Raw genomic sequence first — 24,581 nt, 5'->3', positions numbered from 1 at the left:
CCTCGGGCGCGATCGGCGTCGAAGTGGCCGATCGTCCGGGAGCCCATAGCGGAGAGGCTTCCGCGTTTGCGGAAATCCCTTCTTATTATCTTTTTACAGAAAAATTGGAAAGAAACACGGTTTCGCCTACGGGTTTTACTGGCGCGATACCTCGCTGTCGAACATGCCCGCGGCTTGCCCCAACCTTGCTTTCAGCTGCGCCATTGCAGCAACGCAGCAAGCAACGGCCTGCTGATGTCACCGCCGCGCAGCGCCTCTCGCCAACGCCGGGGAATGCCGCCCAAGCCCCAACGGATACCGGCCAGCCCGCCGGCAACGCAGGCGGTGGTGTCCGTGTCATGGCCCATGCGCACCGCGGCACGGACGGCCTGCTCGTAGCCGGGCTGCTGCAGGCAGAGCATGGCCGAGCGCAGGCAGTCGACGACATAACCCGATCCGCTGGCGTGCAAAGGCTCGTCCGGACGGATATTCCATTCCAGTTCTTCCTGCTCCGCTGCAGAGTCGGCATATAAGTGCCGCAAGGTGGCGACCGCACCGCTCCAGGGATCGGCCACGCCGGTCAGCAGACCGCGCGCCATCAGGCAATACAGGGCACAGCACACCTGGGCGCGCAGATGGCCGTGGGTGACCAGCGACTGGCGCTGCGCATCGCGCACCAGCTCGGCGTCGCTGCCCCGGTGCCACAGCGCCAGCGGCAGCACGCGCATCAGCGAGCCGTTGCCGTTGCTGTTCACGCTGGCCGGGCCGGCGCTGTCGGCGGCGGCGCCGGCACGCACGGCTCGCAGGGCAATGCCGGTGGTGATGCCGATGTCGAACACGATGCCGTCGACCGCCAGGTAGCCGTATTCGTACCAGTTCAGCAGGCGGCGGGAAAAATCGTCTAATTCCAGTTCGCCACAATGCAGCAACGACGCGAGCAGGCACAGCGCCTGGGCGCCATCGTCCGACCAGGTACCCGGCGGCACGCTGGCGTGGGAACGCAGGAAGCCCGCGGGCGGATCGAACTCGATCGTAGCGGCATCGGGAATGGCCGTCGGCGGCTGGAATTCGTAGGGCACGCCCAGCGCATCGCCGACGAGCAGGCCGATCAGGCCACCGGCGATGCGATCCTGCAGCGTGGGAATAGGGCTGGCGTTGCGGGTATTCATGGGTGTTGGTTCCGCTGGCAGGCGGCCATGGTCGCGCAAAAGCGCTGGGCCGGCCATGTCTTTCAAGTTCGCGGCGCGGGCGATGCGAACGTTGCAGCGGTGACGGACACGCAACGCCGGAAGGGGATGAGTGGGGGCGCAGCTTGGGCCAAGCCGCAGGCTAGCCCGACAGCGAGGCAGGCCAAGCGGCGCAAAGCCCAGGGCGAAGGAATGATCGTTTTAGCGGAACACCCGCAACAGCGTTCCTTCGGCATGGGTTTTTTGTAGGGAATGCGCCGCGATGCTGGGGTGCGCCTGCGGCTTACCCCAGCCGACGAACTTTTCTGTTACAGCCGCGAGCGCGAAATCGTCTTGCTCACCGTTTGTCCATTGATGGAATAGGTGAATTTCGCGACGCCTTCCTGGCCCGGCTCCATGCCGAAATCCAGCGTGGCGGTGCCGACGGGCGTGTACTGCGCGGCATCCGGCGGATAGGTCGCGGCGGTCCAGGGCGGACCGCTGCTCTGCACCACCTGGCCGGTCCAGCGCGTGGTGTTTTGCCAGCTGCCGGCCTGCAAGGTGTACCACTGCGGCTGGCGCTGCGCGTCGAATACGAACAGCGCGCCGAACAGCAGATGCTGCGCGCCCTGGTGCAGCGACAGCCCCCAGCCGGCTTCGTTTGCCGTGCCCCAGAGGCCGCTGTAGTCGGCGATCGGATACGGCAACGGCGGATAGACGGCGACATAGGCGATCGAGCTGACCTGGAAAGCAATGCTTGCCGACGGCGAGTCGGCGCCTTGCGCATAGAGTTCGGCGCGGTAGTCGCCAGCCGGGAAAGCGCCGAGCTGGATATCGACGACTTCCGGCGGACCGGGCGCGAAGCAGAGCACGGGCTGGTGCTGCAGCACCAGGGTGCGGCCGCGCAGTTCGACGCTTACCGACTGCTTGTTGAAGCTGCAGCTGTCGACGGTCAGGCGCAACTGCACGCGTTCGAATTGCACCGGATCGGCCGGCACGACCTGCGGCGCGGCCGTCGCCGCAAACGACAGCAGCCCTGCCGCCAGGACGCAAAAAGGTTTGAACATATCCATACGTTGACTCCACCACTGTGGTTGCCCCCACGCACCAGGGACGCCCGTATGGCGGTCTGCGTCGCGGCCTCGTGCATAAGAGCCAGCAATGCGCAGCAATCGCAACAGGCTCAGCAGCTGTAATGGACCTGGTGGGCCACTTCACGCACCTGCTCGCCTTTTTTTGCCGCGCCAGACAGGTATAGCGTCGGGCGGCTGTTGTAGCTGTTCGTCGCATCCATCAGCAGATCGACCCGGCCATCGCCGTCGAGATCGCCAGCAAACAGCAGGGCCGGCTGGGCGCCGGCGAATTCGACCACTCCGTTGAGCTGCGTCCCGCCTGGCGCATCGAACAGGAATTGCGTACCCCCACTGCTGGCCAGGCTGATTTCGCAGCGGATGTAGGAATCCTGCGCACTGCAGCGCGTCTCCAGACGATAGTCGGTATCGCCCAAGGCGAAGCCCAGGTCTTTTTGGACGCTGAGATTTTCGGTTCCGGATACCGCCACCGCCACCGGGCCATGGCGCAATCCTTTTATGCCATCAAGGAAAACGAGCGGCTCGATGCCCTGCGCCGACACGTTGCGGCCCAGATCGCCGTCAGGGTCGTCGCCGATTGCCGCTTCGACGACGTCTATCTTCACTCTTACGCGCTGCAGTCGCGCGCGACCGCCGCCGACGACCAGGGCCAACACAGACTGGCCGTCGCGAAAATGAACTTCGCTGGCGTCAAGACCTGCCCCGGGCAGGCTTAGTTGGGGATCGGCGAGGGCTGCGGTGGACAGTACGAGCAGGACGGCGGCAAGGGTTTTCATGGACCGCACTATTGACGCGGCATAAGACGACGCCAGGGCGCAAAGCTGACGAATTGCGGGCAGATACCCTGCCGCTATCGCGCCCAGTCCCAGGCCGATGCAGCACTGCGCCCAGGCGGGAAGCGGCGGCTTCTGGGCTCAGGCAAACCCTGCAGTAGCGGTTACCCGGCCCTGGCAGGCTCTTCCACGCGCGCAATTATCGCTTCATCCGAAACAAGCGATATAATCCGCGCCCTCCTCGCCGCCGAGGGGCGCTGCAAGTCCGTGCGCTGGTGCATCGCGTAGCGGAATCAGGCTCGGCGGAATCGGGTTCCATTCCGACACTGCGCCCGCCCCAAGCACTGGAGTTCACCATGAATGCCGTCGTAAAGCCGCAGCAAGACTACAAAGTCGCCGATATGTCCCTGGCCGACTGGGGCCGCAAGGAAATCGAGATCGCCGAGCACGAAATGCCGGGCCTGATGTCGATCCGCAAGAAGTACGCCGCGTCCAAGCCGCTCAAGGGCGTGCGCGTGACCGGCTCGCTGCACATGACCATCCAGACCGCGGTTCTGATCGAGACCCTGGTCGACCTCGGCGCCTCGGTGCGCTGGGCCTCCTGCAACATCTTCTCCACCCAGGACCATGCCGCTGCCGCCATCGCCGCGACCGGCGTGCCGGTGTTCGCCTGGAAGGGCGAGTCGCTGGAAGAGTACTGGGACTGCACCCTGGACTGCGTCACCCATCCGGGCCTGAAGGGTCCGGAACTGGTCGTCGACGACGGCGGCGACGTGACCCTGCTGATCCACAAGGGCTATGAGCTGGAACAGGGTTCGGACTGGGTCAACACCCCGTCGTCCTCGCACGAAGAGCAGATCATCAAGAACCTGCTCAAGCGCGTGCACAAGGAACGCCCGAACTTCTGGACTGCCGTGGTCAAGGACTGGCGTGGTGTTTCCGAAGAAACCACCACCGGCGTGCACCGCCTGTACCAGATGGTGGAAGCCGGCAAGCTGCTGGTTCCGGCCATCAACGTGAACGACTCGGTGACCAAGTCGAAGTTCGACAACCTGTACGGCTGCCGCGAATCGCTGGCCGACGGCCTCAAGCGCGCGATGGACGTGATGCTGGCCGGCAAGGTGGCCGTGGTCGCCGGCTACGGCGACGTGGGCAAGGGCTCGGCCCATTCCCTGCGCGCCTACGGCTGCCGCGTGATCGTGACCGAAATCGATCCGATCAACGCCCTGCAGGCGGCGATGGAAGGCTTCCAGGTCGACACGCTGGAATCCTCGCTCGGCACCGCCGACATCTACGTGACCACGACCGGCAACAAGGACGTGATCACCGTCGAGCACATGCAGAAGATGAAGAACCAGGCCATCGTCTGCAACATCGGCCACTTCGACAACGAAATCCAGGTCGACGCGCTGAACGTGCTGGCCGGCGTGAAGAAGATCAACATCAAGCCGCAGGTGGACAAGTACGTGCTGCCCAACGGCAACGAAATGTTCCTGCTGGCCGAAGGCCGCCTGGTCAACCTGGGCTGCGCCACCGGCCATCCGAGCTTCGTCATGTCGAACTCGTTCTCCAACCAGACCCTGGCCCAGCTCGACCTGTGGGCGAACAAGGACACGTACGAAAAGACGGTCTACCGCCTGCCCAAGAAGCTGGACGAGGAAGTCGCGCGCCTGCACCTGGAAAAGATCGGCGTGAAGCTGACCCGCCTCACCGCCGACCAGGCCGCGTACCTGGGCGTGGATGCGGACGGTCCGTACAAGCCGGAACACTACCGCTACTAAGCGGAATTGTTCACAAGCGTAAAAAGCCGGCGGAAAACCGCCGGCTTTTTTTATGGAAAATCACCGGACGGGGTGCGCCACAGGCCGGCCCGCCCCCGGCAGCTCGTGCTTTGCCGCAACCCGTACCAAAGTCGCATGACGCATCGCAGCATCTAGGCAAGACCGCGGGCCGCGTGGTATCACAAAGCCGGAGGGGTGGCCTCCGCGGCGGGGATTCCGGGGCATGCGGAACGACTACGACGAGATGTACGGCCGCGACGGCGCCGTACGGCCTCACTACGGCGCGTTCGACGACTGGCTGCAGTCCACACCGGCACTACAGATCGAGCACAAGCGGCGCGAAGCCGAGATCGCCTTTCACCGCGTCGGCATCACGTTTTCCGTCTACGGCGAAGACGCCGGCAATGAACGCCTGATTCCTTTCGACCTGGTGCCGCGCATCGTGCCGGCGGCGGAATGGCGCGTGCTGGAAACCGGCCTGCGCCAGCGCGTGCACGCGCTGAACCTGTTTCTCGGCGACGTCTACGGCGAGCAGCGCATCCTGCGCGAAGGCCGCGTACCACGCGACCTGGTGCTGAACAACAGTGCCTACCGCAACGAGATGCGCGGGCTGGCGGTACCCGGCGGCGTTTACTCGCATATCTCGGGCATCGACCTGGTGCGTGCCGACGACGGCGAGTACTACGTACTGGAAGACAATCTGCGCGTGCCGTCGGGTGTGTCGTACATGCTGGAAAACCGCCGCATGATGGCGCGGCTGATTCCGGAAATGTTCGCCCGCCTGCCGATCGCGCCGGTGGAACGCTATCCGGATGCGCTGCTGGAAATCCTGCGCGAAGCCGCGCCGGCCGGCATCGAACAGCCGGTCGTGGCGGTGCTCACGCCGGGCTCGGCCAACTCGGCGTATTACGAGCATGCCTTCCTGGCACAGCAGATGGGCGTGGAACTGGTCGAGGGCGCCGACCTGTTCGTGCGCGACGACACGGTGTACGCACGCACCACGCGCGGACCGCAGCGCGTACACGTGATCTACCGGCGCATCAACGACGACTATCTCGATCCGAATGTATTCCGGCCCGAATCGCTGCTCGGCGTGCCCGGCCTGTTCAACGCCTATCGCGCCGGCCGCGTCACCCTGGCGAACGCGCCGGGCAGCGGCGTCGGCGACGACAAGTCGGTCTACCCCTATGTGCCGGAGATGATCCGCTTCTACCTGAGCGAAGAACCCATTCTGCACAATGTTCCAACCTATCAATTGCGCCGGCCGGACGACCTGAAGTACACGCTGGAGCATCTGGCCGAACTGGTGGTGAAGGAAGTCCACGGCGCCGGCGGCTACGGCATGCTGGTCGGACCCGCATCGAGCAAGGCCGAGATCGAGGAATTCCGCGCACGCATCCTGGCCACGCCGGACAACTACATCGCCCAGCCGACGCTGGCCTTGTCCACCTGTCCCACCTTCGTCGAAAGCGGCCTGGCGCCGCGGCATATCGACCTGCGCCCGTACATCCTGTGCGGCCGGCGCATCCATGTGATGCCGGGCGGGCTGACCCGCGTGGCGCTGCGCGAAGGCTCGCTGGTAGTCAATTCGTCCCAGGGCGGCGGTACCAAGGACACCTGGGTACTGGAAGGAGGCGCCTGATGCTGTGTCGTACTGCCAACGATCTGTACTGGGCCTCGCGGCATATGGAGCGCGCGGAAAATACCGCGCGGCTGATCGACGTGACCCTGCGCATCGCGCTGCTGCCGGAACGCTACGACCGCGGCAAGGCCGAGGCCGCGGTGTGGTGCCGCGCCCTGGACGCGCTGGACCTGGTCGACACGGTGCGCCAGCAGTACGGCCGCATCGACGGCGAAACGGTACTGCGGCACCTGATTCTGGCCGCGGACAATCCCTCGTCGATCTACAGCTGCCTGCGCGCTGCGCGCGAGGCCGCGCGCGCGCAGCGCGTCGCCATCACCGGCGAGATGTACGAAGACTTGAACACCTCGTGGCTGGACATGCGCAACAACAGCTGGGCGCGCATCCAGGCCGACGGCATCAACAACCTGCTGGAATGGGTGAAAAGCCGCTCGGCCTCGTTCCGTGGCGTGACCATCGGCACGCTGGGCCGCGGCGAGGGCTATCACTTCCTGCAGCTGGGCGCGTTCATCGAGCGCGCCGACTGGGCCATCCGCCTGCTCGATATCGCCGGCAGCGACACCGAGGCGGAAGCACCGGATACGCAGGATGCCGCGGTGTATTTCCGCTGGAGCGCGCTGCTGCAGTCGCTGTCGGCGTTCGAGACCTACCGGCGCCTGTACCGCGAAACGGTGAGCGCGGCGACGGTGGCGGAACTGATGCTGCTGCAGGAAAGCAATCCGCGTTCGCTACTGACCTGTACCAGCACCCTGCACGGCGTGCTGCGCACCCTCGCCGGCGGGCAAAGCCTGGAATGCGTGCGCCTGGCCGGCGCGCTGTCGGCGCAGTCGCGCTATGCGCGCATCGACGAAGTGCTCGGCAACGGCCTGGAGCCGTGGCTGCAGGATGCGATGGCGCGGCTGAGCCGCCTGGGCGAGGAAATCCACCGCCAGTTCATGCTGTCCACCGACATCGCCCAACCCACCTTGCCCCAACTGCAGGTACAGCCATGAATCACTTCACGCCAGGCAGCGATGCCGTGCAGAATCCCGCGTTGCTCCGCCGCGCCGGCTTCGATCTGCTTCCATGACCTACTGCATCGGCTTGAACCTCGACGAAGGCCTGTTGTTCGCCTCCGACTCGCGCACCAACGCTGGCGTCGACGACGTGCGCCGCACCAGCAAGATGCGCGTATTCCAGGTGGCCGGCGAACGCCTGATCGTGACCTTGTCCACCGGCAACCTGTCGCTGACCCAGAACGCGATGAACCTGCTGGAACACCGCGCCCTGCACCAGCCCGACCAGCCCGGGCTGTACAACGTCCGGTCGATCTTCGAAGTGGCCACGCTGCTCGGCGACGCCTTGCGCGAAATCCGCAAGCGCGACGAACCGTACCTGCGTTCCAGCGGCATCGACCCCAGCGGCTCGTTCATCGTCGGCGGCCAGATCAAGGGCGAGGCGCCGCGCCTGTTCCTGGTCTATTCCGAAGGCAATTTCATCGAAAGCAATCCGGATACGCCCTGGTTCCAGGCTGGCGAGATCAAGTTCGGCAAGCCGATCCTCGATCGCATCGTCAGCTGCAAGACCTCGCTGCTGGAAGCGACCAAGTGCGCGCTGGTGTCGTTCGATTCGACCATGCGCTCGAACCTGTCGGTCGGCCCGCCGATCGACCTGCTGCTGTACAAGCGCGATGCGCTGGTGATCGCGCAGCAGGTGCGCCTGGATGACAACGACGTCTACCTCAACGTGGTGCGGCGCGAATGGAACGACGCCCTGCGTGCCGCACTGCATGCGCTGCCTGCGCCGGACTGGCTGCCGCCGCAATAATCGCTGCGGCAGCTGGCCGAACAGGATTGCCGAAGCATTTCGGAGCGGGCCAGGCGCGGCGAAGACACCTGGCGGAAATCCGGCGACGAGGCGCAACGACGCCGCACCGAAAGACAACAAAAAAGATTCGCGCGCTGCCGCATCGGCAGGCTATGCGCTCAATCGAGCCCGCAGACCCGATTGCGGCCCTGCTGCTTGGCCCGGTACAGCGCACCGTCCACCGCGGCAAAGAACTCGTCCGGCGTGCGCTGGCGCCGACGCTGGCCGACGCCGATGCTGACCGTGACCGTGCTGCCGGCCACATCCGCCGCCAGCGGCGAGGCGGCGACGCGCCGGCACAGCTGCTCCGCCGTCGCCAGCGCCAGGTTCCCGCCATCGCCTTCCAGCAGCACGGCAAACTCTTCGCCGCCAATGCGCGCCAGGCGCGCACCCGGCGGGTCGAAATGCAGGCGCAGGCGCTCGGCCAGCGCAACCAGTACCGCATCGCCGACGGCATGGCCGTGGCGATCGTTGATCTGCTTGAAGTGATCGATATCGATCACCAGCAGCGCCAGCGGCGTGTTCTGCACGAACGCACGCTCCAGGTTGACGGTGAACTCGCGCCGGTTGTCCAGGCCGGTGAGCGCATCGGTGCGGCTTTGCAGTTCGTACCGATCGCGCTGGTGGCGCAGGGCCAGTTCCAGCGAGAGCTGCCGTTCGTACTGATTGCGGCTGGCGCGCAGCGCCGACAGCAGGTAGACCAGATATACCGTCAGCGCGAACGCGACGCCGCCCAGGTCCGCCAGGCGCCAGCTGAGCACCACGCTGGGCAGGAACAGCAGCGCAATTCCCAGCGCGGCACGCCGCCAGCGCATCGCAAACGTATGCGCATAAGCCGTCGCATAGGCGATGGTGCAGATGATGGCGGCCATGCGTGTAGGCGCGAGCGAGGGATCGAGCAGCAGCCAGAGCGTGATTCCACCCCAGACCAGCGCAGTGACCAGGAACAGCGCCCACCACGCATTCAACAGCTGGCGTTCTGCTCCCGCCGCCTGCGCGCTGCGTCGCGCCAGCAGCACGCGTCCCGCCGTAAAGCCGACGAACAGCAGCAACAGGCCCAGCGCAAGCAGCGGCCGATCCCGCGGCAGATGGCCCAGATACGCCACCACCAGCCAGCCCAGCACGTAGAACACCCCGCCGAGCACACCGCGTGCCGCGGTCTCGGCCAGTTCGCGGCCTAGCCGGAACTGGGCATCGACGGCGGGATCGCGCGGAGTAGCGGGCATGGGTCGATTCTGCCCCAGGGCAAGGCGGGGCGGGTTATACAAGTCGTGACAGGGGGAGCGACGGTAAGCACGATTCAGCGGGTTGATGCAGCAAACAGGCGTTTTGCAAAAATTCTTCGATGGCGAAACACCAAGATGCTGGAGTTCCCTGGCAGCGGCGGCCAACCCCTATCGCAATTCCCGGTCAACACCTCGCAGCAGCAGCGACCGTTGCCGTTGCCGTTGCCGTTGCCGTTGCCGTTGCCGTTGCCGTTGCCGTTGCCGTTGCTCGTGATGGTGCTTTGGCTTGGCAATGGCTGTTGCGGTTGGTTCTGCGCGCAGGAAGCGCGCTTGTCCCGGTGCCCCGTATGCCGCGGTGAGACCGCGAAGGGAAAAGCCCGCAGGGGCGCGGCCAGGGATGGCCGCGAGTCGGCGCAGGGGACAGGATGTGCCGTGCGTCGACCGCCGTAGCGGCCTCACGCCGTTTGGGGCCAGGGATGGCCCAAAACCGCGGCGTCCGGGGGCCTTTCTCTTTGTCTTCTTTCTCTTTGGGCAAGCTAAAGAGAAAGAAGGCCGCGCGCCGCAGACGGGCGAAGCCGCCTTTGCTTTGGGCGCCGAACCGGAGCAGCCCCCTGCAGGCGCGCGCGAAACGCGCCGCCAGGCACACAAACAACATCCGCCAACGGCGGGCTCCTTCGCCCAAAACCTGATAGCGAAGCAAAGTCCAGCACCGCCCCCTCACCCCAACCCTCTCCCCCCGACAGCTGTCGGGGGAGAGGGAGCAGAGCACGGGCTGCGGCCAATGCACCGCCAGGCGCACAACCAACCAAGTCCGCCAACGGCGGACTCCTGCGCGAAAACCGGGAAACGAAGCAGAGTCCGGCACCGCCCCCTCTCCCCCGCCCGTCTCCCCCCAAGCAAGGCTTGGAGGAGAGGGAGTGTTCCCGCAGCCCCAGCACCCAGCACCCAACAGCGAACCGCCAAATCCGCCACCCCGCCCATCTATCTCTATATCCGGAATTAGAGATATATTGCGCCCCGCTCCCCCACGCAGGAAAAGCCAAGCAATGTCCCCCTCCTCCCCCCTGTCGATTCCGGTCTCGCTGGAGTTCTTCCCGCCCAAGACAGACGAGCAGCGCGATAGCTTGGAAAAAGCGTTGCCGGCGCTCAAAGCGCTGCAGCCGGAATATGTGTCGGTCACCTTCGGGGCCGGCGGGTCCACGCTCAGCTATACGCCGGATACGGTCTGCCAGCTGCGTGATGACCATGGCCTCGACGCTGCGCCGCATCTGTCCTGCATGGGCGGTACGCGCAAGGAAATCCGCAGCCTGCTGGAGCTGTACCGCACAAAGGGCTGCAAGCGCATCGTCGCGCTGCGCGGCGATCTGCCTTCGGGCATGGCTGGCTATGGCGAATTCCGCTATGCCAGCGACCTGGTCGCGTTTATCCGCGAAGAAACCGGCGACTACTTCCATATCGAGGTGGCCGGCTATCCGGAAACGCATCCCCAGGCCGATGATGCCCAGGCCGATCTGGCGCATTTCAAGCGCAAGGTCGACGCCGGTGCCAATGGCGTGATCACCCAGTACTTCTACAACGCGGATGCGTTTTTCCGCTTTGTCGCCGACGCGCGCCGGCTCGGTGTGCAGGTGCCCATCGTGCCGGGCATCATGCCGATCACCAACTATTCCCAATTGCGGCGCTTTTCCGAGATGTGTGGCGCGGAGATCCCGCGCTGGGTCGCGCGCCGGCTGCAGTCCTTCGGCGACGACGCGGAAGCGATCCGCGAATTCGGCACCGACGTAGTTGCCGAGCTGTGCCGGCGCCTGATCGACGGCGGTGCACCGTCGCTGCACTTCTATACGCTCAATCGCGCCAAGGCGACTACGGCGATCATCGAACGGCTGAAATAGTCTCCCGGCAAAACCCCCACGCATGAGCCCCTGCCCTCTCCTTTCGCGAGTAGCCTGAGTTCTAGGTATTCAGCGACGTATGGGGATACGTCGCGATCGTTTCGCCGGCACGACAGGTGCCGGCGTCCGAGGGAGGGGAGGATCCGGCTGCTGTAACCCGGTTGGCGCGCAGCTCCTATCGCGCCGGGTCCGCTTGCGCGCTGTACCGTGGGGAGATCGGCATGAATCGGTATTTTCTGTGGAGTGTTGCAGGAGCGGGCTTGCTGGCGTCGGGTATGGCGGCAGCGCAGGGATCGCAGGATCTGTTTGCACCGGTGGCATCGGTATATCGCGCCGTAGAAAGCGACGCCGCGTACGCGGCGCTGGCGAACGAGCCCAGCTCGGCCGCACTCAACGTGGTGGGGGTCAATGCCAATGCATTGTCGCTCGACAGTGCAAGCCTCAGCCTGGACCTTGATGTGAATGGTCCGATGAAGCTGACCGCGCTGCGTACGAATTCGTACCAGGTCGAGGACGGCAGCATCGTCTGGACCGGCGTGATCGCCGAGACCGCACTCAAGCGCACCATGACGCCCAGCGAAATCCGCGAGGACGCGCTGAATACTGTGGTGCTGGTGCGCAATGGCGACAAGATCACCGGCAATGTTCGCGTGATGGGCCAGCTGTTCAAGATCCGCCCGCTGCACGACGCGCGTCACGTGGTGGTGGAAGTGGACGAGCACGCGATGCCGCTGGACCATCCGCCCAGCTATCGCTCCACGTTCGACCGCGCCGCGCCGCTGCCGGTGGATGCGCCGGTAGCCGAGGCCAATACGATCATCCGCGTACTGGTGAACTACACCCAACGCGTGGCCAGCGTATCGGGCGACATCAACGGCCTGATCAATCTGGCAGTGGCCGAGTCCAACCAGGGCTATACCAACTCCGGTGTGCAGATCACCATGCAGCTGGCGGCGAAATCGCAGGTCACCTATACCGAGACCGGCAATTTCGATACCGACCTGGCCCGTTATCGCGGCACATCGGATGGCTACATGGATGCCATCCACAGCCAGCGCAACAGCACCACCGCCGACGTCGCCGTGCTGATGGTGAACAACACGGCATACTGCGGCCTGGCCTCGGCCATTGGCGCCACCGCGTCATCGGCGTTCGCCGAAGTGTATTGGGACTGCGCCACGGGCTATTACTCGTTCGCGCACGAGATCGGCCACCTGCAGTCGGCGCGGCACGATCCGGCCAATGATCCGACCAATACGCCGTATGCCTATGGCCACGGCTTCCAGTCCTCTGCCGGTGGCTGGCGCACCATCATGGCCTATGCCTGCTCCACGGGTACCTGCACGCGCATCAACTACTGGTCGAACCCGGCCAAGACCTATGGCGGCCGCGCCATGGGCACGACCAATCGCAACGACAACGCCCGCGTGCTCAACAACACGCGCGCCACGGTTGCCGGTTTCCGCTGAGTTGTAGCGTTCGTATAAAACGGCATGGGCGCCGCAATGGCGCCCATGCCGCGTTGCAGCACTATCGCCAAATAGCTATTGCAATTTGTGATACTGAATGACTGCGGTCACAGAATCGACAATTTGTCCCCGTCTTGCGCTTGACCCGCGCTACGCCCGCAGCCAGAGTGGTCGCTCGGCCTGGAGAGAAGTCCCGGCTCTTTACAGGCCATAAGGCAGGTTCGACGCCGTTCGTACCGGCACCGTCCAGGGCCCTGCCGCTACCGGGATTGCAGTTCTTGCACTAGCGGAGATATACACAATGAAACAACGCATTCTTGCGCGTGCCTGTGTGCTCGCCATCGCCGCCGTCGCCGCGCCCGCTTTCGCCGCCGACAACACGCTGTTCCAGCCCGCCGCCCTGACCCCGCTGAAAACCGACGCGGCATTTGCCGCACTGGCGAACGAAGCCTCGACCTTCTCCGTCGACGTGGTGGCGGCCAACGCCGCAGCAGTAGACACCTCGACCGAAACCCTGAAGCTCGACCTGGACATCGGCGGGCCGATCCGCCTGACCGCCGAACGGCTGAGCAGCCAGCGCAACGAAGACGGCATCGTGACCTGGCACGGCACCATCGCCGAAACGCGCTACAACGGCGCGCGGCAGGCTTCCGACATTGCCGACGACCCGATGAATTCGGTGACCCTGGTGCGCAACGGCGACAAGCTCACCGGCAATATCCGCGTAAAAGGACAGCTCTACGCGCTGCGGCCGCTGTTCGACGGCCGCCACGTCATCGTTGAAGTGGACGAGGCAAAAATGCCGGCCGACCACGACGAAGCGGCGTACGCAAGCATGTTCGAGCAGGAGCGCAACCGGCCGGTATCGCCGGCCGCGCCAAAGGCGGTAGAGGCGAACACAACGGTGCGCGTACTGGTGAACTACACCACGGCCGCACGCAACGCGACGGCGGACATCGTCGGCCTGATCAACCTGGCCGTGACCGAGTCCAACCAGGGCTATGTCAACAGCGGCGTGGAACTCACCTTGCAGCTGGCCGGCACCGGCGTGGTGACCTATACCGAAACCGGCAACTTCAGCACCGAGCTGTCGCGCTACCGCTCCACCAGCGACGGCTACATGGACGCCATCCACGCCCAGCGCAACAGCACCACCGCCGACGTCGCCGTGCTGATCGTCAACGGCAGCGCCTATTGCGGCATCGGCTACATGAACGTCACGGCCTCGTCGGCGTTTACCGTGGTCGCACGCACCTGCGCCACCGGCTACTACTCCTTCGCCCACGAGATCGGCCACAACTTCGGTGCCAACCACGATCCGGCCAATGCCAGCGGTTCGCCTTACGCCTACGGCCACGGCTACCAGCGTCCGGCCAACGGCTGGCGCACCATCATGGCCTATGCCTGTTCCGGCGCAAGCTGCACGCGCATCAATTTCTGGTCGAATCCGAACAAGACCTACGGCGGTGTGGCCATGGGTACCGCGGCAACCAACAACAACGCCCGCGTGCTGACCGAGCGCAAGGCGACCGTCGCCGCGTTCCGCTGAAACAACCGCAACGGCCATGCCTGCGCAAAACGCCGGCAATGCCGCGATCAGGCGCGGGACTGTTCGCAGTCCCGCGCTTTCGTGCAGGCCATCCCAGCCGTGCAGCACGCCTTGTCTATCGGCAATGGCAGCAGATACGCTCGCGCCTTCTGTCGCGGAGTGGCGCCATGCTCAATGAGATAACGATCGAAGACTTCGAAGCGCTGGTCGGACAGACACTGCGACTGTCCAGCGGTCCGGACTATCTCGACCTGGAGCTCAAACAGGCCCGGCCACTGCGCAATCCCAGCCCGCGTGCGGCCACACCATTTGCGCTGGAACTGCGGGAAAACGGCGCCGATCGCACGATCGGCCAGGGACTGTACCGGCTGCATCATCCGACGCTGGGCGAGCTGGATCTGTTCGTCGTGCCGATCGGGCCGGACGGGACCGGGGTTTGCTACGAAATTACGTTCAACTAGGGATCGCGATACAAGATTGAATGCCGAGGCTTTTTGCGATCCTTTCCCTGATTTTTAGAGAAAGAGACCGTTTGCTCAGGCGGTGTATCCGGGCGGAGTCCAGCCGAGGAAGTGGTAGACGCCGCGCTCTTCGATCAGACGGAAGCCGAGACGCTCGTACAGGTGCAGCGCAGGGTTGTTCGGCTCTACATGCAGGGTGATTTCGGCGGCGTCTTCGCGCGCCAGCTGCATCAGTGCCTCGATCATGCAGCGGCCCAGGCCCAGGCCGCGCTTGCTGTCGACCAGGGCGATGTCCATCAGGCGGATTTCCCGCGGCGACGGATACAGGTAGATGCGGCCTATGGGCTGGCCGTGCTGACGCACGACCAGCAGCTCGGCGCCGACGTAGTTCTTGCGGTAGTGGTCGCGCTGCAGTTGGAACTGGTCGTAGAGGAATTCGCGCCGGGCCTGGTCGGTCCACGGTACCTGGCTCACTTCCTGCCAGCGCGTGGACGCATACAGGTCGCGCAGGAAGGCCGTGTCGGCCTCCTGCTCGGGGACAAATTCCAGTTGGGGACAATGCGGCATCAGCCGCATTGCCAGCGCGAGTTTGCTCAAGCGGGTTCCAGGTCGAAGATCAGGTAGTCGGCGTCGATGGCGCGGCCGTCGCGGCGCATCAGCGGCCGGTCGTCGTTGCCCGACCAGAGGTAATCGCTGGCGCTGAAGCGCTTGCCGGTGCTGTGCAGGATCACGTAGCGGCCGGGCGTGAGCTGGCCGCTGCGCGCTTCGCCGAGACTGATGCTGCTGGGCACACCGGTCTTGCGCTTGGCGCCGCCAGGCGTAAGCACGAAACCGCCGAACGAAGGCGCCTGCACGTAAAACGCAATGGGGCCGCTGCCGCTGCGCTGTCCCTGATCGGCCGTGGCATAGACCAGGGCCATGTTCACGCTGCTGCCGCTGCCGAAGAAGGCCGATTCCACATCGACTGCACCGAGGCTGCTGACCCGTGCCTGCACCAGCCCATGCACGGTCACCTTGGCGCGGCGCAGGTTGGCGGCAACCTGGGTCCAGGACTCCTGCCAGGCACCGGTGATCTCGGCTTCGCCGCCACTGCCGGCCAGACGCAACACGACAAATTTTTCGGCCACTGCATCGGCAGCCTGCGCTGCACTGCTTAAACCACCCACAAGCCCTAAACCCAGCAACGCCGCAGGCGCGCCAAGAAATTCCCGACGTTTCATGTTTTTCCCCTGTGCCGGCATCCCGCGATACCAGACTGTTACCCACTGTAACGTGGACCCACCTGCAGCCAAAGCAGGAAGCGGGCCGACGACGCAGTTTTACCGCTTGTTACAAACAAAGCGGCTCGCACTGGGGCGAGCCGCTGGACTTGCTGCTGAAACCACCGGCCGAAAATCCGGCCAGGGCGACTGTCCTCAGGGACGAGCCGGGAACACACCCTGCAAAGCGATGCAGAAGGTCAACGTCAGATACGGCTGCAAATTGTTGTGCGGCAGGCTGCTGCCGGTGAGGCTGAGCGCCTGGAAATTCATCTGCACCAGCGGCGGTGTCGAGGCCGGCGCATAGATAGAGCCGTTGTTCGACGTGGTCATGATGCGGTTCGGCGCCGGCGTATTGTCGGTGGCGATGTCGGCCGCTACCTGCATGCTGTGGGTATGCACCGGAATTTCGGTCTGCAGCAAGGTCACCGTGGCAGTGCCCGACTCCTGGCCGAGGAAGTATTCCGTGCCGGTAGTCGACTGGCCCCAGTGCATGGGCGCGTTGCCGGCCATGTTCGGCAGCGCGAAGGTCGACTTGCCGTCGCCGCCATACGTAGTACCCAGCAGCGAGAACAACGCGGTGTTCTGACTCAGCGGCAACAGCTGGCCGTTACAGGTGGCCCAGCCCCTGGGCGCAAAGTTGAACCCGAAGATGCGGATTTCAGCAACGAATGGATCTGCCATGACGCGCCCCCTCAGGTCTGCGACGGAAAAATGCCGAACAGCGAAATGATGAAACTCACGCAGAGGTAAGGCTGCATGTTTTCATGCGGCTGATTGCCACCGACTGGACTGATGGCGTTGGGCGAGATAGCGCCCGCGCCGACATCGGCGATATAGGCCTGCACCGTAGGCCCCTGTGCAAGGATGCTGTTCTGCGGTTGCGGATTCTGCGCCTGCGTCGTCGACGCGAGCAGCGAGTGCGTGTGATTGGGAATCTGCTGCCCGGTGAGCGTGACGGATTCGCTGCCGGCCGACTCGCCGATCTGGAAGGTCTGCCCGGACAGCGTGCCCGCATGCAGCGGCAGGCGGCCTTGCAGGTTGGGCAGGGCGAATGTTTCCTGACCGTCGCCGCCGTAAGTGGTGCCGATCAGCTGGAACAGCACTTCGTTTTCGGAGATGGGCAGCAGCTGTCCGTTGCAGAACATCCAGCCTGCGGGGGGGAAATTACCGCCGAACATGCGGATTTCACCGACATAGGGTTGTGCCATGACGTGGGCTCCTCAGGTCTGACTCGGGAAGATGCCCTGCAGGGCAATGCAGAAATTCAGCACCAGATACGGCTGCATGTTGTTGTGCGCCTGGCTGCCGCCGAAATTGGTGATCGAGCTGGGCTGCAAAGTCGTGAGCGCCTGCGGCGTCAGGTACATGCCCGAGGACGAAGACGCCAGCAGCATGGTGTTGTTCGGCACATTGGTCGTCGCAGCGCCGTTGGTGGCGTTGATGAAATGGTTGTGCTGCGGCATTTCCTGCATGGTCAAGGTGTGAGCGGTTTCACCGCCCCTCTGGCCAAGAACGAAGCTGGAGCTGCCGCCGGTATATACCGAGGTACGACCGCGCAGATCGGGCAAGGCGAAGTTGACCCGCCCATCGCCGCCGTAGGTCGTCCCCAGCAGCGAGAACAAGGCCTGGTTCTGATTGATGGGCAGCAGCTGCCCGTTGCACTGCGCCCAGCCCTTGGGCGGGAAATTGAAACTCATGATGCGGACTTCGGCTAAAAATGGCTCTGCCATGACGCCTCCCCTGGTGGTGCGTTGCGTGGTCGGATAAATCGGCGACTGCGTACTTGCGTCCTGCGTCGGCGCCCTGCGTCAGCGTCCCGCGCGCCGAGCGCTTACTGCGGCGCCGGCCTGGAGGGCCGGCGCCATAGTTCTCATTGTGAGCGTTGTATCAGAAGCAAACTGCGGTTCCGGTGGTGAAATTGGTAATGCCGTTGACCGTTGCCGTGGGCTGCGCGTTGGTATTTGCGCCGTTCAAGTAGGTGACGACATCCGCCGCGGTACCGGTGCCGCCGACATTGCGCAGGCGGAAGTTCGCGACCGGCGCGCCGGTTTCCAGCGGGAACAGGCGCAGACGCATGTTGCCCGCCGCCACGCTGTTGTCCCAGGTACCGGTGACGGTGTTGTTCTGGATGTCGGCGCAGAGCTGGCTGCCGTCGGTGTCATCGGTGCCGGTCTGCATGAACACCGCATGGCCGACGCGGGTACCGGCCGGCACCGGCGGATCGGGCGAGAGGAACTGGTTGTTCGTCACCACCACGCCGGTGGTGTCGTTCAACTGTCCCAGCACTTCCACCGCGCGCTGGCGGATGTGCTGCACGGTGTTGCCGGTGATGGTCACGCGCATGTTGCCGCTCTGGCCTTCGTTGGTCACCGAGATGCCGTTGCAGCCGTTGCAGTTGTTGCCGCTGTCGACGGCGGCGCCACCGATGACGTTGTTGGTGAAGCTGCCGACGAACAGGCCGGTTGCACCGGTGCCCTTGCGGAACGTGACCGGCGTGGCGCCCGACGTGACCGTGCCCGTGACGGTGACGGTGTTGTTGGTCACCGTCGCATTCATGGTCGCGGCGTTGTCGGTCAGGAACTGCATGGCGAGCGAGTTATCCGTGTAGGTGTTCGCTGCGCCGGCGCCGCCGACGTTGAACGTCATCTGCGCGTTGCCGATGCCCTGCGCCGTGATCGCCGTGCCGAAGTTGCGGCGGAAGGTCGAGTTGGTCACGGTCGTGTTCATCTGCGAGGTGCCGTTGCCGGCGACCAGCATGCCCTGTGCGGCGGTCGAGATGTAGGTGCCGCGGTCGAAGGTCGAGCCGTCCACCGTCATGGTCAGCGCACTCGCGGCACTCGGGTTCTGCACCTCGAACTGGCGATGGAAGTTGCCGGTGAAGCTCGAGTTCTGCACGTTCACCGTGCCGCGCAGGTTGACGAACTGCACGCCGTCTTCGAGCACTTCGTCGCCGACGTTCTGCACCGTGACGTCGTCCATGGTCAGGCCGTTCACGTCGTTGCCGTTGATGCCCATCTGCGCACCGCCGACCACATCGACGTTGCTCAAGGCCACGGCACTGGTGGTAACGAGGTGGATGCCCGCGCCGCAGTTCGTGTTGGTGCCGTTGAGCGCATCGCCGCAGGTCGCCGCCGGTGCCTGGTTGGTGCCGTTGCCGGTGAAGCCCATGTTCGACATCGACAGGCTCTTCAGGCCGTTGGTCATGATGCCGTGCGCGGACTTGTTCTGGATCGTGCCGCCGGAGTTGGTGGTGGTGCCGACGCCGGTGATGGTGAGACCACCGTTGCCTGCCGCCGTACCGGTATTGGCGAGCGCGATGCCGTTGGCGCCGGTGCCATTGTTGGTGATGTTGCGGAAGGTCAGGCCGCCGGCACCGATCTGCGTGGTGGCGACGTTGAGCGAGACACCGGTGCCGGTGGTGGTGATGGTGTTCACCACCGCACCGGGTGCCGTGATCGTCATGGTGCCGCCGCCGGTCGCATCCACACCGTTGCCGGTGGTCGAGCTGACCACCAGGCCGCCCGATACGTTGACCGTGCCGCTGGTCTGGTGGCGCAGGCCCGTACCGCCGGTCGAGGTGAGCGACAGCGCGCCGCTGAAGTTCATCGTCGCCGCGCCGTTGGTCGACAGGTCGATGGCATTGGCTGCCGCCGAGCTGATCGTGCTTGCTCCGCTGAAGGTCTGCGTGCCGCCGGTATTGTTGCTCAGGCGGATACCGGTGCTGCTGTTGGTCTTGTTGATCGTGCCAGCATAAGTGAACGTCGGCGAGCTCGAGTCGATGCGGATCGCTTCGTTGGTCGGGTTGGTGATGGCCGAACCCGCGTTGCTGAAGTTGATCGAACCGGCGGAGCCCGTCACGACATCGATACCCGCGTCGCCGCCGTTCAGCGTCACCACGCCAGTGGCGTTGAGCGTGCCGTCGAGGTTGTTCAGGTTGATGCCGGTGCCGGCCGTGGCATTCAGCGCGCCGCTCAGATTGATGGTGCCGCTCGGTTTGTTCGTAACGTCGAGCAGCAGGCCTGCGCTGGCCTTGCTGACGCTGCCGGCGTACGCCAGGGTGGCGGTGCCGCCGGTCACGGCGAAGGACGTGGCGGTGGCGCCGGACAGCGCGCCGGTGCCGAGATCGACGGTGCCGTTGACGTTGGTGAGCGAGACGTTGTTGGCGCCGCCGCTGGAGGTCAGCGTGCCGACCACCGAGGTCGCATCGAAGCTGCCATTGGTGAGGTTGATCGCCTGGCCGTTCGTATTGATGCGCACGTCGTCGTAAACCCGCAGCGTGCCGAAGCCGGTGCCGCTGATGCCCGCACCCGACACGTTGCCGATCTGCACGCCGCGCACGATGTTGTTGCTGCCCAGCGTGACGCCGTTGCCGGCGGCGTTGGTGATGACCGGCGGGGTCTGGTCGACCAGCGGACGCGCAATCGAATTGCTCGGCGGGGTGATGCCCAGCTCTGCATCGAAGTCGTTCACGGTCGCCGCATCGATGGCGTGGCCGACCAGCTCGACACCGTTGGCCAGCGTGACGCCGGTGGTGTAGTTGCCAGCGAACACGAAGATGCGATCGCCGACGTTGGTCGCCGCAGCGGCGGCCGGAGTCAGCGTCTGCAGCGGCTGCTGCAAGGTGCCGTCGCGCGTACCGACCACGACGGCGTCGTCATCGACGAAGAAGATGCGCGGACCGGACACCACCAGCGTCACCGTGACCGGCGTGCTGCAGGCCTGCGGCGTGCCGTCGTCGCAGACCGTGTACTGGAAGGTGTCGTTGCCGGTGAAGCCGGCCGGCGGGTTGTAGGTGAAGGCGCCGGTGGCGTTGCTGATCGCCACTTCGCCGCCGTTGACCGACACGATCGGCGAGGTGCCGATGGCGAAGTTGCTGCTGTCCGGATCGGCGATGTTGCCCGGCACCAGCAGGTCGCCGGTGCTGCCGTCGGCGACGCCGATGGCGATGTGCGTATGCACCGGGATATTGGCGACCGGCGTTACCGTCGGCGGATCGTTGACGCAGGTCACTGTGACGGTGACCGTGGTCGAGCTGCCACCCGGCGTCAGCGTATAGGTGAAGGTCGCCAGCGTCGTGCCCGGCGGGTTGTTGCAGTAATTCGCGATGGGCGCATAGGTCAGGCCGGTGCCGCCGCCAGTGATGACGACCGAGCCGTTGGCCGGCTGGGTCACCGAGGCAATCGACTTCGGACCGCCGTCCGGATCGGTGTCGTTGGTCAGCACCGGAATCGCGGTGGCGCCGGAATCTTCGAGCACGGTGACCGCATCGGCCACGGCAACCGGCGGATCGTCGACGCAGGTCACGGTGACGGTGACGGTGGTGCTGCTGCCGCCCGGCGTCAGGGTGTAGGTGAAGGTATCGAGCGTCGTGCCCGGAGGCGCGTTGCAGTAGTTCGCATTCGGCGCATAGGTCAGGCCGGTGCCGCCACCGGTGATGACGACCGTGCCGTTGGCCGGCTGGGTGACCGAGCCCACGTTGATCGGCGAACCGTCCGGGTTGGAGTCGTTGCCCAGCACATTGATGGCGTTGGCACCCGAATCCTCGACCACAGTAGCCACGTCGGCGACCGCGACCGGATTGTCGACCACGCAGGTCACGCTGACGCTGACCGTGGCGACGCTGCCGCCCGGCGTCAGGGTGTAGGTGAACGTATCCGGCGTGGTGCCCGGCGGCAGGTTGCAGTAGTTCGGGTTGGGCAGGTAGGTCAGGCCGCTGCCGCCGCCGGTGATGACGACTACGCCATTGGCCGGCTGGGTGACGGAAACAATCGACTTCGGACCGCCGTCGACATCGGTGTCGTTGGCCAGTACCGGAATCGCCGTGGCCGGATCGTCTTCGGTGATGGTGATCGTGTCGTTGACCGCGACCGGGTTGTCGTCGACGCAGGTCACCGTGATGCTGACCGTGCCCACGCTGCCGCCCGGATTCAGGGTGTAGGTGAAGGTATCCGGCGTGGTGCCCGGAGGTGCGTTGCAGTAGTTCGGGTTGGGCTGGTAGGTCAGGCCGCTGCCGCCGCCGGTGACGACCACAGTGCCGTTGAGCGGCTGCGTGACCGAGGCGATCGCGATCGGGCCGCCGTCGATGTCGGTGTCATTGGCCAGCACGTTGACCGCGGTCGCCGCGGCGTCTTCGAGCACGGTAGCCGCATCGTTGACCGCGACCGGCGCATCGTCGACCGGACTGATCGTGATCGTCAGCGTCACCGGGGCCGATGTGTCGACGCCGCCGTTCGTGGTGCCGCCGTTGTCCTGCAGCGTGACGCTGAAGGTCGCGGTGCCGCTTGCATTCGCCGCCGGCGTGAAGAGCAGCTGGCCGGCGACCGAGATGGTTGGCAGCGACGAGAACAGCGCGCCGCCGCTGACCACCGCGACGTTGAAGCCGAACGCCTGGCCGGACTCGTCGGCCGGACCGGCCGAGAGCGCCGTGGCCCAGGCGATGCTGGCCGGGCCGGAATCTTCGCCCACCACCGGATTGGCACCCGGCGTGAAGCCCGGCGCATCGTTGACCGCGGTGACGTTGATCACGAAGGTCTGCACCGCCGAGGTGTCGTTGCCGCCGTTGGCCGTGCCGCCGTTGTCCTGGCCGCGCACGCTGATCGTCGCCGTGCCGTTGGCGTTGGCTGCCGTGGTGTAGGTCAGCGTGCCGTTCGCGGCGATGGCCGGGCCGGCGCTGAACAGTGCGGCATTGGTGTTGTTGGTGATGCTGAAGGTGATGGTCTGGGTGCCGTCGTCGCCATCGGCGATGCCGGTCAGGAACGCCGCCACGGTCTGCGCACCCGCGTCTTCCAGCACGGTCTGCGGACCGCCGACGGTGAACACCGGCGGGTCGTTGACGTTGTTCACCGTGATGGTGAAGGTCTGCGCGGCCGAGGTATCGACGCCGCCGTTGGCGGTGCCGCCGCTGTCGGACAGCACCGAGCTGACGGTCGCGGTACCGAAGGTGCCGTTGGTCGCGGTGAAAGTCAGCGTGCCGGTGGCCGAGACGGCCGGCGGCGTGCTGAAGGTCAGACTGCCGGTGGTGGCGCCGACCGTCGTCGCGAAGGACAGCGTCTGGCCGGATTCATCGGGCGGACCGGCGGAAATCGCCGTGTGGAAATTGGCAAATGTCTGCGGGCCGGCACTTTCCAGTGCGCTGGCCGAGGTGCCACCGCTGAAGCTGGGCACGTCGTTGACCGCGGTGACATTGATTACGAAAGTCTGCGGCGCCGAGGTGTCGTTGCCGCCGTTGGCGGTGCCGCCGTTGTCCTGGCCGCGCACGGTGATGGTCGCCGTGCCGTTGGCATTCGCCGCCGGCGTATAGGTCAGCGTGCCGTTCGGAGCAATGGCCGGGCCGGCGCTGAACAAGGCGGCATTGGTGTTGTTGGTGATGTTGAAGGCGATGGTCTGGCTGCCGTCGTCGCCGTCGCTGATGCCGGTCAGGAAGCCGGCCGCGGTCTGCGCGCCGCCGTCTTCCAGCGCGGTCTGCGGACCGCCGACGGTGAATACCGGCGGGTCGTTGATGTTGCTGACCGTGATGGTGAAGGTCTGCGCCGCCGAGGTATCGACACCGCCGTTGGCCGTGCCGCCGTTGTCGGACAGCACCGAGCTGACCGTGGCCGTGCCGAAGGTGCCGGCGGTCGCGGTGAAGGTCAGCGTGCCGGTCGGCGAAACCGCCGGCGGCGTGCTGAAGGTCAGGCTGCCGGTGGTGGCGCCGAGCGTCGTGGCGAAGGACAGGGCCTGGCCGGATTCGTCGGGCGGACCGGCGGAAATCGCCGTGTGGAAATTCGGAACACTCTGCGGGCCGGCGCTTTCGAAGGCCGAGGCCGCCGTGCCGCCGGTGAAGCTGGGCACGTCGTTGACCGCGGTGACGTTGATCACGAAGGTCTGCGGCGCCGAGGTGTCGTTACCGCCGTTGGCCGTGCCGCCGTTGTCCTGGCCGCGCACGGTGATCGTCGCCGTGCCGTTGGCGTTGGCCGCCGGCGTATAGCTCAGCGTGCCGTTTGCGGCGATGGCCGGACCGGCGCTGAACAGCGCGGCATTGGTATTGTTGGTGATGTTGAACGCGATGGTCTGGGTGCCGTCGTCGCCGTCGGCGATGCCGGTCAGGAATGCCGCCACGGTCTGTGCGCCGGCATCTTCCAGCGCGGTCTGCGGGCCGCCGACGGTGAACACCGGCGGGTCGTTGACGTTGTTGACGGTGATGACGAAGGTCTGCGCGGCCGAGGTATCGACGCCGCCGTTGGCGGTACCGCCGCTGTCGGACAGGACCGAGCTGATGGTCGCGGTGCCGAAGGTGCCGTTGGTCGCGGTGAAGGTCAGCGTGCCGGTCGGCGAAACCGCCGGCGGCGTGCTGAAGGTCAGGCTGCCGGTGGTGGCGCCGACCGTCGTCGCGAAGGACAGCGTCTGGCCGGATTCATCGGGCGGACCGGCGGAAATCGCCGTGTGGAAATTGGCAAATGTCTGCGG

18 protein-coding genes and 1 riboswitch are annotated in these 24,581 nt (G+C 65.3%); of the genes, 8 read left to right on the top strand and 10 right to left on the bottom strand.

Translation table 11 applies throughout. The annotated features are described in order from the left end of the window. Positions 1 to 191: 191 nt before the first annotated feature. The 3 genes from DFR29_RS06215 to DFR29_RS06205 form a co-directional block, all read right to left on the bottom strand. Positions 192 to 1,148, bottom strand: a complete 957-nt coding sequence (locus tag DFR29_RS06215; protein WP_208113521.1) for an ADP-ribosylglycohydrolase family protein — start codon at positions 1,146 to 1,148, stop codon at positions 192 to 194. Between the two features lie 326 nt (positions 1,149 to 1,474). Further along, positions 1,475 to 2,218 carry a hypothetical protein gene (locus tag DFR29_RS06210; protein ID WP_133817722.1) on the bottom strand — a complete coding sequence of 248 codons (744 nt, stop codon included), beginning with the start codon at positions 2,216 to 2,218 and terminating at the stop codon, positions 1,475 to 1,477. Between the two features lie 110 nt (positions 2,219 to 2,328). After that, the gene (locus DFR29_RS06205) at positions 2,329 to 3,012 is read right to left on the bottom strand and encodes a hypothetical protein (protein WP_133817721.1); all 684 of its coding nucleotides are present in this window, start codon (positions 3,010 to 3,012) and stop codon (positions 2,329 to 2,331) included. A 240-nt stretch (positions 3,013 to 3,252) separates the two neighbouring features. After that, positions 3,253 to 3,350, top strand: a riboswitch (S-adenosyl-L-homocysteine riboswitch). 15 nt (positions 3,351 to 3,365) lie between these two features. On the opposite strand from DFR29_RS06205, the gene ahcY reads away from it, so the two are divergent. The 4 genes from ahcY to DFR29_RS06185 all read left to right on the top strand — a co-directional run bounded on the left by ahcY (position 3,366) and on the right by DFR29_RS06185 (position 8,238). Beyond that, positions 3,366 to 4,790 carry an adenosylhomocysteinase gene (gene ahcY / locus DFR29_RS06200; protein ID WP_133817720.1) on the top strand — a complete coding sequence of 475 codons (1,425 nt, stop codon included), beginning with the start codon at positions 3,366 to 3,368 and terminating at the stop codon, positions 4,788 to 4,790. Positions 4,791 to 5,013: 223 nt separating this feature from the next. Then, on the top strand, positions 5,014 to 6,432 hold the full coding sequence (locus DFR29_RS06195; protein WP_208113520.1) for a circularly permuted type 2 ATP-grasp protein: 1,419 nt from the start codon (positions 5,014 to 5,016) through the stop codon (positions 6,430 to 6,432). Then, complete coding sequence (locus DFR29_RS06190; protein WP_133817719.1) at positions 6,432 to 7,424, top strand: alpha-E domain-containing protein; 993 nt, start codon at positions 6,432 to 6,434, stop codon at positions 7,422 to 7,424. Before DFR29_RS06195 ends, DFR29_RS06190 begins: the two co-directional genes overlap by 1 nt. A 73-nt stretch (positions 7,425 to 7,497) precedes the next feature. Next, on the top strand, positions 7,498 to 8,238 hold the full coding sequence (locus tag DFR29_RS06185) for a proteasome-type protease (RefSeq protein WP_133817718.1): 741 nt from the start codon (positions 7,498 to 7,500) through the stop codon (positions 8,236 to 8,238). Between the two features lie 158 nt (positions 8,239 to 8,396). Here DFR29_RS06185 and DFR29_RS06180 read toward each other — a convergent pair whose 3' ends face one another. Next, positions 8,397 to 9,503 (bottom strand): GGDEF domain-containing protein, encoded by a 1,107-nt coding sequence (locus tag DFR29_RS06180; protein ID WP_133817717.1) that lies wholly within the window; start codon positions 9,501 to 9,503, stop codon positions 8,397 to 8,399. A gap of 1,046 nt (positions 9,504 to 10,549) precedes the next feature. Here DFR29_RS06180 and metF point away from each other — a divergent pair. From metF to DFR29_RS06155, 4 genes are all read left to right on the top strand, one after another. Continuing rightward, positions 10,550 to 11,395: a methylenetetrahydrofolate reductase [NAD(P)H] gene (gene metF / locus DFR29_RS06170; protein ID WP_133817715.1), complete on the top strand. Its 846-nt coding sequence runs from the start codon at positions 10,550 to 10,552 to the stop codon at positions 11,393 to 11,395. A gap of 221 nt (positions 11,396 to 11,616) precedes the next feature. Further along, positions 11,617 to 12,864 (top strand): M12 family metallo-peptidase, encoded by a 1,248-nt coding sequence (locus tag DFR29_RS06165; RefSeq protein ID WP_133817714.1) that lies wholly within the window; start codon positions 11,617 to 11,619, stop codon positions 12,862 to 12,864. A gap of 301 nt (positions 12,865 to 13,165) precedes the next feature. Next, on the top strand, positions 13,166 to 14,413 hold the full coding sequence (locus DFR29_RS06160; protein ID WP_133817713.1) for a M12 family metallo-peptidase: 1,248 nt from the start codon (positions 13,166 to 13,168) through the stop codon (positions 14,411 to 14,413). A gap of 167 nt (positions 14,414 to 14,580) precedes the next feature. Beyond that, positions 14,581 to 14,874, top strand: a complete 294-nt coding sequence (locus tag DFR29_RS06155) for a DUF6916 family protein (protein ID WP_133817712.1) — start codon at positions 14,581 to 14,583, stop codon at positions 14,872 to 14,874. A 75-nt stretch (positions 14,875 to 14,949) separates the two neighbouring features. Here DFR29_RS06155 and DFR29_RS06150 read toward each other — a convergent pair whose 3' ends face one another. The 6 genes from DFR29_RS06150 to DFR29_RS06125 form a co-directional block, all read right to left on the bottom strand. Beyond that, positions 14,950 to 15,471, bottom strand: coding sequence for a GNAT family N-acetyltransferase (locus DFR29_RS06150; RefSeq protein WP_133817711.1), 522 nt, complete (start codon positions 15,469 to 15,471; stop codon positions 14,950 to 14,952). Next, positions 15,468 to 16,094, bottom strand: a complete 627-nt coding sequence (locus DFR29_RS06145) for a hypothetical protein (protein ID WP_133817710.1) — start codon at positions 16,092 to 16,094, stop codon at positions 15,468 to 15,470. Before DFR29_RS06145 ends, DFR29_RS06150 begins: the two co-directional genes overlap by 4 nt. A gap of 195 nt (positions 16,095 to 16,289) precedes the next feature. Beyond that, the gene (locus tag DFR29_RS06140; RefSeq protein ID WP_133817709.1) at positions 16,290 to 16,817 is read right to left on the bottom strand and encodes a phage tail protein; all 528 of its coding nucleotides are present in this window, start codon (positions 16,815 to 16,817) and stop codon (positions 16,290 to 16,292) included. A gap of 11 nt (positions 16,818 to 16,828) precedes the next feature. After that, the gene (locus DFR29_RS06135) at positions 16,829 to 17,344 is read right to left on the bottom strand and encodes a phage tail protein (protein WP_133817708.1); all 516 of its coding nucleotides are present in this window, start codon (positions 17,342 to 17,344) and stop codon (positions 16,829 to 16,831) included. Between the two features lie 12 nt (positions 17,345 to 17,356). Next, entirely contained in the window at positions 17,357 to 17,866 is a 510-nt protein-coding gene (locus tag DFR29_RS06130; RefSeq protein ID WP_133817707.1) for a phage tail protein, read from the bottom strand. Positions 17,867 to 18,023: 157 nt separating this feature from the next. Then, positions 18,024 to 24,581, bottom strand: a 6,558-nt coding sequence (locus DFR29_RS06125; protein ID WP_166653909.1) for an Ig-like domain-containing protein, incomplete at its 5' end; no start/stop codon positions are given.

Origin of the sequence: Tahibacter aquaticus, from assembly GCF_004363655.1 — a bacterium.
GTDB classification, from domain to species: domain Bacteria; phylum Pseudomonadota; class Gammaproteobacteria; order Xanthomonadales; family Rhodanobacteraceae; genus Tahibacter; species Tahibacter aquaticus.
The sequence above is the reverse complement of the archived record's forward strand: the minus strand, read 5'-3'. Positions and strand labels throughout refer to the sequence as shown.

Coding starts and splice junctions, on each gene's coding strand:
- DFR29_RS06215 (WP_208113521.1), bottom strand. CDS start 1,148: ATGAATACCCGCAACGCCAGCCCTATTCCCACGCTGCAGGATCGCATC.
- DFR29_RS06210 (WP_133817722.1), bottom strand. CDS start 2,218: ATGGATATGTTCAAACCTTTTTGCGTCCTGGCGGCAGGGCTGCTGTCG.
- DFR29_RS06205 (WP_133817721.1), bottom strand. CDS start 3,012: ATGAAAACCCTTGCCGCCGTCCTGCTCGTACTGTCCACCGCAGCCCTC.
- ahcY (WP_133817720.1), top strand. CDS start 3,366: ATGAATGCCGTCGTAAAGCCGCAGCAAGACTACAAAGTCGCCGATATG.
- DFR29_RS06195 (WP_208113520.1), top strand. CDS start 5,014: ATGCGGAACGACTACGACGAGATGTACGGCCGCGACGGCGCCGTACGG.
- DFR29_RS06190 (WP_133817719.1), top strand. CDS start 6,432: ATGCTGTGTCGTACTGCCAACGATCTGTACTGGGCCTCGCGGCATATG.
- DFR29_RS06185 (WP_133817718.1), top strand. CDS start 7,498: ATGACCTACTGCATCGGCTTGAACCTCGACGAAGGCCTGTTGTTCGCC.
- DFR29_RS06180 (WP_133817717.1), bottom strand. CDS start 9,503: ATGCCCGCTACTCCGCGCGATCCCGCCGTCGATGCCCAGTTCCGGCTA.
- metF (WP_133817715.1), top strand. CDS start 10,550: ATGTCCCCCTCCTCCCCCCTGTCGATTCCGGTCTCGCTGGAGTTCTTC.
- DFR29_RS06165 (WP_133817714.1), top strand. CDS start 11,617: ATGAATCGGTATTTTCTGTGGAGTGTTGCAGGAGCGGGCTTGCTGGCG.
- DFR29_RS06160 (WP_133817713.1), top strand. CDS start 13,166: ATGAAACAACGCATTCTTGCGCGTGCCTGTGTGCTCGCCATCGCCGCC.
- DFR29_RS06155 (WP_133817712.1), top strand. CDS start 14,581: ATGCTCAATGAGATAACGATCGAAGACTTCGAAGCGCTGGTCGGACAG.
- DFR29_RS06145 (WP_133817710.1), bottom strand. CDS start 16,094: ATGAAACGTCGGGAATTTCTTGGCGCGCCTGCGGCGTTGCTGGGTTTA.
- DFR29_RS06140 (WP_133817709.1), bottom strand. CDS start 16,817: ATGGCAGATCCATTCGTTGCTGAAATCCGCATCTTCGGGTTCAACTTT.
- DFR29_RS06135 (WP_133817708.1), bottom strand. CDS start 17,344: ATGGCACAACCCTATGTCGGTGAAATCCGCATGTTCGGCGGTAATTTC.
- DFR29_RS06130 (WP_133817707.1), bottom strand. CDS start 17,866: ATGGCAGAGCCATTTTTAGCCGAAGTCCGCATCATGAGTTTCAATTTC.